An 11295-nucleotide genomic window follows, 5' to 3' on the forward strand; every position below is an offset into this window, starting at 1 on the left:
TGAGGGGGGTGGCTCCACGGCTGTGTCACACGCAAAACCCCCCACCCTTGTCCCCCCGGCGCCCCCCGCGAAACTGGCGTCAATGCAATCACGGTCATGCCTGCGACCTGATGGACCACCAGCTTCGCGGCTGACACCGCTCCTACTGCTCTGCCCCCTCCCTTTGGCGGAGCCAAGGGGAGGGTTGGGGAGGGGTCAGCCCTTGCCCCTGATGTTGCAGTAGCTTCGCGGCTGACGCCGCTCCCACAGAGCCAAACAAAGCCAGGCAAGGCCAGGCTTACCTGGCAGCTTCCACATACTTGGCGTACACCGCATCGATCTTGCCGGTGTCCAGTGCCGCGCCGCCCTGGATCTCCTCGGCCTGCTGGAACAGCGGCATGATCATCGCCATACCATCAAGCTTGGTTTTCAGGTGCACACCCGGCGCCCTGCCAAGAAAGCCATCCCAGCGCTGCCGCACCTGCGCCCAGAATGGTGCGGTGGCAGCCCAGTAATCACGCGCAGGCGTGAAGTTTACTTCCGTGGTCTTGATGTAGTCGTTGAAACCGAACTCGCGCGCGATCTCCACCTGGCTGCCGTCGGCGTTGCGTTGCACCTTGGTGTTGAACTGCTCGTGGGTCCAGCCGTTCGGGGTCAGTGTGTGCTGGTTCACCACCGCCAGCGCGTTGTAGTCGCTGCGCCTGGTGTATTCGCGACGCGGCAACGGCCGCCAGCTCAGGTCGCTGGTCCAGGTCGGCACGTTGTTGTTGTAGCTCCAACGGCCGGTGCCGCAGTAACGCGGTGCATCGCTGACTTCGTAGACGCACTGCGTCCACGCGCCCTGATTGAGCGCCGCCGGAATGGGACGCACCGTCCAGGTCTGGTCGGCACTGAACTCAAAGCGCTGCGGTGCTTCGTAGACCCAGTCCTGGCGCCAGTGCTTGGTGACGTGGCCGCTCTTGGTGTCCACCAGCAGATGCTGCAACACGATGCGCTGCGGCGTGTCCTCAACCACGATCACCACTTCATCACCACCGCTGCGCATCGCCGGCGCGCGTTCGTAGCCGGGCTTGAGCAGCACGGTTTCATCGAAGGCGAAGTCCACCGTGTACTCACCCTGCATCTTCAGGATGCTGTCGTGGTCACGGGCGATATCGGCAGTGGCGGCGCTGGCAGCGGTGCTGACAAAAAACAGCAGCGGCAGGCTGGCGGAAAGCAGCTTCATGGGTTTTCCTTCGGTGGATGAAAGGGATGGCCATCCGTGGCCGCGATGCGCTCCTTCGCCGGCTCCTGGAGGAACCGCTAACGTTGTTGCTTACCAGGACACCGAGACGCTGGCTGATACGCTGCGACCCGGGTTGCTGAAGCGATCGATCACGCTGCTGTTGGCGGCCAGCGTGGAGGTGATGCTGGACCAGTCGATGTAGTTGCGATCGGTCAGGTTGAACACGCCGACGTTGAACTTGGCGCCCGGTGCGAATTCCCAATGCGCCATCAGGTCGAGCACGCCATAGCCCGCCGGACGATACGCCGTGGCTGCAGCGACGCGATCCTTGCGGCGGGCAAAGGTGCCGGCCAGTTCCACGCCCCAGTCGTCGCGGTCGTACATCAGGCCGACGGTACCGCGCAGCGGATCCACTGAGTCCAGCGGGGTATCTGCGGTACGGTTCTGGCCATGCGCCCATGCCACCGCGCTGCGCAGGCCCCAGCCCTTCAATGCATCGCTGACCTGGCCGAAATCGACCCCTGCCTTCAGCTCGGCACCATAGATGCGCGCATCGGCGATGTTCTGCGACTGGAACACCATCAAGCCCTGTGCGTTGACACCGACATAGCGCTGCGATTCGATGAAGTCGCGGTAGTCGTTCCAGTAACCGCTGACGCTCATGTAAGCGACCGGGCTGACGTAGCGCACGCCCAGTTCCACACCATTGCTGGTTTCCGGCTTCAGGTCCGGATTGGGGATGGCGGTGTAGCCGAACATCAGGTTGGTGAAGCCCAGGTTGACATCGTTGTACGGCGGCGAACGGAAACCGTGCGCGTAGCCGGCAAACAACGACCATTGCTCATCGAAACGCCACACCACACCCAGCTTCGGCGAGACGCTGGTCTTGGTCAGCGAGGCCACCGCCATGTCCGGGTTGTCTTCCTTGAAGATCGTATCGAGCTCGGGCTTGAGCCGGTAATGATCAACACGCAGGCCCGGCACAACTGACAGTCGGCCATCGGCAAGACGCATTTCGTCCTGTACGTACAGGCCGAGTTCGGTGGTCTTGCTGATCGGGAAATCACGCACCGGGAAATTGTCGGGCGAGATATTGGAGCTGACCGTGCCGTTGGCCAGCACCTGGTAGCCATCACGCTTCTGACGGATGTCGGTCTGCGCACCATCAAAGCCCCAGGTCAACGCGTGCTCGACCGAGCCGGTCTGCAAGGCCTTGTTGAACTGCAGCTGCGCACCGTACACCAGTTGGTCGAAATGGAAGGCGCGATGGCGGCGACTGCCGTTGGTACGGCCTTCGTTGGTAACCTGCTTGGTTTCACTGTTCTGGCGATAGATCTGCCAGTTCAGGCTATCTGCAAACGCAGCGTCCAGCGCATCCATTTCGTGGGCGAAAGACAGACGCGTACGGTTCTGCGTGTCATGTGCGGTCATGTCCGTGGTGGTACGTGAGGCGGCTACCGGATGCTTGTTGTTGACCGAAGAAAACACATCGGTATCGGTGCTGTCCTCATTACCTTCAACGGTCAGGCGGAAGCGCTGGCTTTCATCCGGCGCATACACCAACTTGGCCAGCACGCTGCGGCCATCGCGCTCCTGCGGATTCGGCGCGGTACGGGTGTAGTCCTGGGTGCGGATGTCACCTTTGTTGCCAGTCTCCTGACCCTGATGGTGGTTGACGTTGACCATGCCGCTCCAACGTTCACCGCCCCAGGCTGCGGTTGCGCCCGCCAACAAACCCTTCCACTCACCGTCGTAGCCGAACTTCAGGCCGATGTAGCTGTCCTTGCCGTCCTTCAGATAGTCGGCAGGGTCCTTGGTGACGAAGGCCACCACGCCACCAAGTGCGTCGGAGCCATACAGCGAACTGGCCGGGCCGCGCACGATTTCCACGCGCTTGAGCGTCTCCAGATCGGTGAAGTTGCGGTTGCTGTTGGCGAAATTGCCGATGTTGAAGCTCTTCGGCATGGCGATGCCGTCGGTCTGGATCAGCACGCGGTTTGCATCAAGGCCACGGATGCGGAAGCCCCCCAGGCCGAAGCGGGTGGCGCTGCGGGTCACCGACACGCCAGGCTCGTAGCGCACCAGGTCGGCGATGTCGTTGGCCAACTGCTTGTCCAATTGCTCGCGATCAATCACGTCGACCGTGGCGGCGACATCACTGAGCGCACGCTCGGTACGGGTAGCGGTGACCTGGACGCGGTCGAATTCATGTGCGACCGGCAAGGCTACGTTTTCGGCGTGCGCGGGCGACAGTACCGCCCACAGGGCAGCACTCAAGACAGTTGGACGGATCATGGAAGCCTGGAATCATGGAGTGGGCAAAACCCCTGGCAGGCAGCCGGGTTGTCTGCACAACCCGGCTGTAGCCAAGGGGGGAGAGAGCTGTGCATTCAAGAGCCAGGCGCAAGAGCGCTGGCTTGCGGCGAATGCGGCCGCAATGCGGCTTACTTGGTGAGGATCAGCTTGTCGTTGCTGGTATGCCGCAGGCGATAAAACTTGTCGCCATGCTGGATCACGATCTCGCGCTGACCCTTGAGCAGGGCACCGCTATCGACCGGCAACAACTGGACCGGGCGCTGCGGCAGGTGGAGGGTGCGGGGGCGAAGCAGAACGGGCTGGGCCGACATCATCGTGATTCCGTGCTGGGGACGGAGTTGATGATAATGATTCTCAATAACGATGCAAGAACTATTTGCAACAACCTTGAAGCCCGGCGCCAGGCCGGGCCGCCCACACCACCTGTAGTGCCGAGCCATGCTCGGCAAGGGGCCTCGCCGGCCCACCATCAACACTTGTAGGAGCGGCGTCAGCCGCGAAGCTGGCCGTGCTGGAATCACCAACCTGCCTGCAACCTGACAAATCCGTGGCTTCGCGGCTTACGCCGCTCCTACGGACGGGACTGAAGCCGCGCTGGCAACGCGCTGCCGAGCGTGGCTCGGCACTACAACCGCGCTATCAGCCGAAGATCGCCTCGATCTGCTGCCAGGCGCCCTCTTCCACCCGCGCCAGCACGTCCAGTGCGCACAGGTTCTCTTCCAGCTGCGACACCCGGCTGGCGCCCAGGATCACGCTGGAGACCTGTGGGTTGCGCAGGCACCAGGCAATGGCCAGCTGTGCCGGCGACTCGCCCAGTTCGGCGGCCAAGGCGGTGAAACGGCGCACCTTGCCCAGGCGATCATCGGCCGGCTCGCCCAGCACCGAGGCCTGCAGCCAGCCCAGCGAGGACTGCCCCAGGCGCGAATCGTCGGCGATGCCATCGTTGTACTTGCCCGTCAGCAGGCCCGACGCCAGCGGCGACCAGATCGTCGTGCCCAAGCCGACATCGGCATACAACGGCGCGTATTCGCGCTCCACGCGGGCACGATGCAACAGGTTGTACTGCGGCTGCTCCATGCTCGGCGCGTACAGATGATTGGCGCGTGCAAAGGCCACGGCTTCGGCAATCTGCGCACCCGACCACTCCGAGGTGCCCCAGTACAGCACCTTGCCCTGACGGATCAGGTTGTCCATCGCCAACACGGTTTCGCCGATCGGCGTCTCCGGATCCGGGCGATGGCAGTAATACAGATCCAGATACTCCACCCGCAGGCGCTTGAGCGCGGCGTGGCAGGCATCGGTGACATGCTTGCGCGAGAGCCCGCGCTGGGTCGGTGCAGGCTCCTCGGCAGCGCCGAAGAACACCTTGGACGACACACAATAGCCGTCGCGCGGCAGGCGCAGGTCGGCGATCACATCGCCCATCACCTCCTCGGCGCGCCCCTTGGCATAGACCTCGGCGTTGTCGAAGAAATTGACCCCGTTGTCCCAGGCCGCAGCAATCAGGTTGCGCGACTCGTCGCGCCCGATCTGGCTGCCAAAGGTCACCCAGGCGCCAAACGACAAGGCGGACAGCTGCAGGCCGGATGACCCAAGACGACGGTATTGCATGGCTGGCTCCAACATGGGGCGGCGCGCAGGATTCGCGCAGACAGACCGCCAGTGTAACCCTGACTGCGCACCCGGCAGGCCCGCAGACCTTGCCGATACCGGCGCAATCCCAGCAAATGCCTGCTTATGCCAGAGATATTCTTGCCCGGCATCAGCCGCTGCTCTAGGCTTGCGTCTTTTGCGGGCACGCCCGGGGATTACTCATGTTCGAAGGTTTGGGCAGAATTGGCTTCGGCCTGTTCGGCCTGGCGGTGCTTTTGGGCATCACCTGGCTGTTTTCCAATAACAAGAAAGCCGTTGACTGGAAGCTGGTTGCCACCGGCATCACCCTGCAGATCGCCTTTGCGGCACTGGTGCTGCTGGTTCCGGGCGGCCGCGACGTGTTCGACTGGCTGGGCAAGGGTTTCGTCAAGATCCTGAGCTTCGTCAATGAAGGTTCCAACTTCATTTTCGGCAGCCTGATGGACATCCCCAAGTACGGCTTCATCTTCGCCTTCCAGGTGCTGCCGACCATCATCTTCTTCTCGGCGCTGATGGGCGTGATGTACCACCTGGGCGTGATGCAGGCCATCGTGCGGGTCATGGCGGCGGCCATCACCAAGGTGATGCGCGTGTCCGGTGCTGAAACCACCAGCGTCTGCGCCAGCGTCTTCATCGGCCAGACCGAGGCGCCGCTGACCGTGCGCCCCTACATCTCCAAGATGACCCAGTCCGAGCTGATCACCATGATGATCGGCGGTATGGCGCATATCGCCGGCGGCGTGCTGGCCGCTTATGTGGGCATGCTCGGCGGCGGTGATCCGGCCGCACAGGCGTTCTACGCCAAGCACCTGCTCGCCGCCTCGATCATGGCTGCGCCGGCCACCCTGGTGATCTCCAAGCTGTTGGTGCCGGAAACCGGTACCCCGCTGACCCGCGGCACGGTCAAGATGGAAGTCGAAAAGACCTCCTCCAACATCATCGATGCAGCCGCTGGCGGCGCCGCTGACGGCCTGCGCCTTGCGCTGAACATCGGCGCGATGCTGCTGGCCTTCATCGCCCTGATCGCCCTGCTCAATGCACCGCTGACCTGGATCGGTGACGTCACCGGGCTGGCCGCCGCGATCGGCAAGCCGACCAACCTGGCCACCATCTTCGGCTATGTGCTGGCCCCGATCGCCTGGGTCATCGGCACGCCGTGGGCTGACGCCACAACCGTGGGTTCGCTGATTGGCCAGAAGGTCGTGATCAACGAATTTGTCGCCTACATGGACCTGTCGCAGATCATCCAGGGCAATGTTCCCGGCGTCCACCTGAGTGAGGAAGGCCGCCTGATCGCCACCTACGCCCTGTGTGGCTTCGCCAACTTCAGCTCCATTGCCATCCAGATCGGCGGCATTGGCGGCCTGGCACCGGATCGTCGCCAGGACCTGGCCAAGTTCGGCCTGCGCGCGGTTCTGGGCGGCACCATTGCCACCTTGATGACCGCCACCATCGCCGGCGTGCTGACCCACTTCAGCTGATCCGTTGCCACTGCTGATTCATCGCCACTTTAGAGACGTAGATTCCATGAGTTCTGTTGTCGTTGCCGGTTCTTTCAATGTCGATCACGTCTGGCGTTGCGATGCCCTGCCCGCGCCGGGGGCGACCATTGCTGGCCGTTACAGCACCGGTCCCGGCGGCAAGGGCTTCAACCAGGCCGTCGCGGCGCGCCGCGCCGGTGCCGACACCAGCTTCGTCTGCGCACTTGGTGCCGATGCTGGCGGCGACCTCGCCCGCCAACTGGCCAACGCTGACGGTATCGCACTGGTGGCCGAAAGCACCGCTGAGCCCACCGGCACCGCTGGCATCTACGTTGACGGCCGTGGCCGCAACTCGATCGTGATCGGCGCCGGTGCCAATGCCTCGCTGAGCAGCGATTTCGTCACCGCCAACGCCGCCCTGATCGGCGGCGCCAAGGTCTTGCTGGCGCAGCTGGAATCGCCGGTGGAAACGATCGAAGCCGCGCTGGCGCTGGCCCGCGAGGCCGGCGTGCTGACCATGCTCAACGCCGCTCCGGCCAACGCCCCGTCCACCATCAGCCTGCTCAAGCTGGCGGACGTGCTGACCCCGAACGAAACCGAATTTGCCGCACTGCTCAGTCGTCATGTCGGCGAACGCATCGAGGCCGATGACGTGGCGGCGCTGGATGGTGCCAGCCTGCACGCCCTGTGCCGCAAGCTGTCCGGCAATACCGTGGTGGTGACGCTGGGTGCGGTGGGCGTATTTGTCTCGCACGATGAAGACAAGTTGCGCAGCGACAGCCAGCCCTACTACCGTGTACCGGCCGAGTCGGTGCAGGTGGTGGACACCACCGGTGCCGGCGATGCCTTCAACGGCGCGCTGGCCGCATCGCTGGCAGCAGCACCGGAATCTTCGTTCATCAAGCATGTCCGCTTTGCCAACCTGTACGCCGCCCGTTCCACCGAGAGCGAAGGCGCCGCACTGGCGATGCCGCGGATGACCCCGGCCGACGTCTGAGCCTATGGCTTTGCCCCCTCCCTTGCGCAGCAGGGGAGGGTTGGGGAGGGGTTGGCTCTTAAGCCTTTCACGCATTGCCAGCTTCGCGGCTTACGCCGCTCCTACAGCCGCGGTTCCAGCCCCCGCCGTACAATACCCCCCATGCAGATCGGCCCCTACACCATTGCACCCAACGTGGTGCTCGCGCCCATGGCCGGCGTTACCGACAAGCCATTCCGCCAGCTGTGCAAACGGCTGGGTGCGGGCTTGGCCGCCTCGGAAATGACCATCAGCGACCCGCGCTTCTGGACCACCCGCAAGTCCATCCACCGCATGGACCATGCCGGCGAACCGGCGCCGATCAGCGTGCAGATCGCCGGCACCGAGCCGCAGCAGCTGGCCGACGCGGCGCGCTACAACGTCGACCATGGCGCGCAGATCATCGACATCAACATGGGCTGCCCGGCCAAGAAGGTCTGCAATGCCTGGGCCGGCTCGGCCTTGATGCGCGATGAAGCACTGGTGGCACGCATTCTCGAATCCGTGGTCAATGCGGTCGATGTGCCGGTGACACTGAAGATCCGCACCGGCTGGTGCGCCGAAGTGCGCAACGCGCCGAGCATCGCCCGTATCGCCGAAGACAGCGGCATCGCCGCGTTGGCCATCCACGGCCGCACCCGCGACCAGCATTACACCGGCGTGGCCGAGTACGACACCATCGCCGCGATCAAGGCCATGCTGAAGATCCCGGTGCTGGCCAATGGTGACGTGGATTCACCGCGCAAGGCCGAGCAGGTGCTCAAGCTCACCGGTGCCGATGCGGTGATGGTTGGCCGCGCCGCACAGGGCCGGCCGTGGATCTTCCGCGAGATCGCGCATTACCTGGCCACCGGCGAAGAACTGCCACCGCCCTCGGTGGAGGAAGTACGCGACATCCTGCTGGGACATCTCACCGACCTGCACGCTTTCTACGGCGAACCACAGGGCGTGCGCATCGCCCGCAAGCATCTGGGCTGGTATGCGAAGGATCGCCCGGAAAATGCTGCCTTCCGCACCGTGGTCAATGCTGCGGAGACCGCCGACGCGCAGATCCGGCTGACCCGTGATTATTTTGATGCGCTGGTAGCGGGCGAAACGGCGTACGCCCAATAAAGGGCATGCTGTGCTCCCGGTAGAGCCGAGCCATGCTCGGCTGGGGCGTTACCGGCGATCTTTCCGATGGTGCAGAAGGCCTCTGCCGAGCACGACTCAGCACTACGTAATCCAGCTTCTGTAGAGCCCAGCCATGCTCGCCTGGGGCGTTTCCGGCGATCTGCCCGATGGTGCAGAAGGCCTCTGCCGAGCATGGCTCGGCACTACGCAATCCAGTTTCTGTAGAGCCGAGCCATGCTCGGCTGGGGCGTTGCCGGCGATCTGTCCGATGGTGCAGAAAGCCTCTGCCGAGCATGGCTCGGCACTACGTAATCCAGCTTCAGTAGAGCCGAGCCATGCTCGGCTGGGCGTTGCCGACGATCTGTCAGATGGTGCAGAAGGCAACTGCCGAGCATGGCTCGGCACTACGTAGTCCAGCTTCTGTAGAGCCGAGCCATGCTCGGCTGGGCGTTGCCGACGATCTGTCCGATGGTGCAGAAAGTCTCTGCCGAGCATGGCTCGGCACTACATCACGCAAAAAAAGGGCCCACCCGCTTGCGCTGATGGGCCCGTCCGACTGTCATCGACGCGCAGGGGAGAGAACCGCGTCGACCGGGTTCAGCCGAACACTTTGATCAGGCGAATACCTTGAAACGGGCTTCGTCTTCCATGAAGGTCTTTTCGCCAAACGGGGCTTCGTTCGAGCCGAACGGCATCTGCGCACGCAGTTGCCAGTTGCCATGCACGCCCCAGTGCTTACGCACCACCTCGTCCACCAGCGGGTTGTAATGCTGCAGGCTGGCACCAACGCCAGCGTCTGCCAGCGCAGTCCACACAGCGAACTGGGCCATGCCGTTGGACTGTTCGGCCCAGACCGGGAAATTGTCGGCGTACAGCGCGAACTGTTCCTGCAGGCCCTTCACCACATCGGTATCAACGAAGTACAGCACCGTGCCGGCACCCGCGGCGAAGCTATTGAGCTTGGCTTCGGTGGCGGCAAAGCCTTCGGCCGGTACGATCTTGCGCAGTTCTTCCTTGGTCAGCTCCCAGAACTTCTGGCTGTGGTCACCGAACAGGATCAGCGCACGCGAAGACTGTGCATTGAAGGCCGACGGCGCTTCGCGCATGGCCTGCTTGATCAGCTGAGTGGTGTCGTCCTGGCTGATCGGCAGCTGCTTGCCGAGGGCGTACTGGGAACGGCGCTTCTTGTACAGGGAGATGACTTGGCTGTTCATGATCGTTTCCTTGGAGGGAAAGCAGGCCGGCAACACCGCTGGCCCTTGCTTGATGACGCCCATTGTATTTGCCATCAAAATTAGAACAATTACTTAAAATCCAATAATTCGTTTCATTTTCAGAACAAATGCAGATTTCGCTTTTTGCCCTTGGAAAGCTCCCCAGCAAGCTCTCACCAAAGCCTGATTCCAAATCAGCGAATTCTCAGAACCAATGGCTATCAGCCACCCATCACCGCAAACCCGCGCCGCGCCGTCATTGCCTGCGGCACCGCAATGCTGGGTTCCGTTACGCATGCACCGCGGTAACAGCGGCTGGCGATACTGCACAGATCACTGCACGACGCTGTTTTCATGACCCTCAACGACTTCCCCTATCTGCATGGCTTCTCCGCCACCGAACAGGAGCGGCTGCGCAAGCAGGCACGCCTGTTCGAACCTGCAATCTTCCACGACATCGATTTCCGCAATTCGCGCCACATCCTCGAGGTTGGCAGCGGCGTCGGTGCGCAGACCGAAATCCTGCTGCGCCGCTTCCCCGAACTGCGGGTCACCGGCATCGACCTCAACGAGCGTCAGCTGGCTGCCGCCAATGCGCATCTGGCGCAGATGCCGTGGCTGCAGGAACGCGTCGAGTTCCAGCGCGCCAACGCCACCGATCTACCGTTCGAACCGCGCAGCTTTGATGGCGCCTTCCTGTGCTGGGTGCTGGAACATGTACCCTCACCTGCGCGCGCACTGGCCGAAGTGCGACGGGTGCTGAGCCCGGGCTCGCCGGTATTCGTCACCGAGGTGATGAACGCCTCGTTCCTGCTCGATCCCTACTCGCCCAACCTGTGGCGCTACTGGATGGCGTTCAACGACTTCCAGATCGACAGCGGTGGCGACCCGTTTGTCGGTGCCAAGCTCGGCAACCTGCTACTGGCCGGTGGCTTTCGCGATGTGCAGACACAGACCAAGACCGTGCACCTGGACAATCGCGAACCGGCGCGGCGCAAGGTGATGTTCGCGCTATGGGAAGAGCTGCTGTTGTCGGCAGCAGAGCAACTGCTCGAAGCCGGCAAGGTCGATCAGGCCACGGTGGACGGCATGCGCGCCGAGTTCACCCAGGTGCAGAACGACCCCAACGCGGTGTTCTTCTATTCCTTCGTGCAGGCCCGCGCCACGGTCTACTGAGTTGTGGCGGGGCCCCGGGGGAACCCCCGCCCCCCCCCGGGCCGCCCCAAAAATGTCCAAACGGGGTTGAGCAACAAACAAAATAAGGGCGCGGGAGAAACCCGCGGGGGCCCGCCGGGGGGGCAACCCCGCCCCATGCCCGCA

The 11295-nt window shown here is 63.2% G+C and carries 9 protein-coding genes; 4 read left to right on the forward strand and 5 right to left on the reverse strand.

What is annotated here, in order from left to right; genetic code table 11:
* Nucleotides 1-277: 277 nt before the first annotated feature.
* The 4 genes from ACVOL0_RS19200 to ACVOL0_RS19215 all read right to left on the reverse strand — a co-directional run bounded on the left by ACVOL0_RS19200 (nucleotide 278) and on the right by ACVOL0_RS19215 (nucleotide 5146).
* Nucleotides 278-1204, reverse strand: coding sequence for a DUF6607 family protein (locus ACVOL0_RS19200; protein WP_481550440.1), 927 nt, complete (start codon nucleotides 1202-1204; stop codon nucleotides 278-280).
* A 90-nt stretch (nucleotides 1205-1294) separates the two neighbouring features.
* Entirely contained in the window at nucleotides 1295-3499 is a 2205-nt protein-coding gene (locus ACVOL0_RS19205; protein ID WP_481550441.1) for a TonB-dependent hemoglobin/transferrin/lactoferrin family receptor, read from the reverse strand.
* Between the two features lie 149 nt (nucleotides 3500-3648).
* Nucleotides 3649-3831, reverse strand: coding sequence for a hemin uptake protein HemP (gene hemP / locus ACVOL0_RS19210; protein WP_481550442.1), 183 nt, complete (start codon nucleotides 3829-3831; stop codon nucleotides 3649-3651).
* Between the two features lie 328 nt (nucleotides 3832-4159).
* Entirely contained in the window at nucleotides 4160-5146 is a 987-nt protein-coding gene (locus ACVOL0_RS19215) for a potassium channel beta subunit family protein (protein ID WP_481550443.1), read from the reverse strand.
* A 188-nt stretch (nucleotides 5147-5334) separates the two neighbouring features.
* Between ACVOL0_RS19215 and ACVOL0_RS19220 the strand changes: the two genes are divergently transcribed.
* From ACVOL0_RS19220 to dusB, 3 genes are all read left to right on the forward strand, one after another.
* Entirely contained in the window at nucleotides 5335-6633 is a 1299-nt protein-coding gene (locus ACVOL0_RS19220) for a NupC/NupG family nucleoside CNT transporter (RefSeq protein ID WP_481550444.1), read from the forward strand.
* 46 nt (nucleotides 6634-6679) lie between these two features.
* Nucleotides 6680-7630 carry a ribokinase gene (locus tag ACVOL0_RS19225; RefSeq protein WP_481550445.1) on the forward strand — a complete coding sequence of 317 codons (951 nt, stop codon included), beginning with the start codon at nucleotides 6680-6682 and terminating at the stop codon, nucleotides 7628-7630.
* Nucleotides 7631-7771: 141 nt separating this feature from the next.
* On the forward strand, nucleotides 7772-8761 hold the full coding sequence (gene dusB / locus ACVOL0_RS19230) for a tRNA dihydrouridine synthase DusB (RefSeq protein ID WP_481550446.1): 990 nt from the start codon (nucleotides 7772-7774) through the stop codon (nucleotides 8759-8761).
* A 614-nt stretch (nucleotides 8762-9375) separates the two neighbouring features.
* Here the strand turns inward: dusB and ACVOL0_RS19235 are convergent.
* A complete protein-coding gene (locus tag ACVOL0_RS19235) occupies nucleotides 9376-9975 on the reverse strand; it encodes a nitroreductase family protein (RefSeq protein ID WP_481550447.1) in 600 nt (199 codons plus the stop codon).
* Between the two features lie 354 nt (nucleotides 9976-10329).
* Between ACVOL0_RS19235 and ACVOL0_RS19240 the strand changes: the two genes are divergently transcribed.
* The gene (locus ACVOL0_RS19240; RefSeq protein WP_481550448.1) at nucleotides 10330-11151 is read left to right on the forward strand and encodes a methyltransferase domain-containing protein; all 822 of its coding nucleotides are present in this window, start codon (nucleotides 10330-10332) and stop codon (nucleotides 11149-11151) included.
* Nucleotides 11152-11295 lie beyond the last annotated feature (144 nt).

The organism is Stenotrophomonas sp. STEN021 (genome assembly GCF_056760175.1).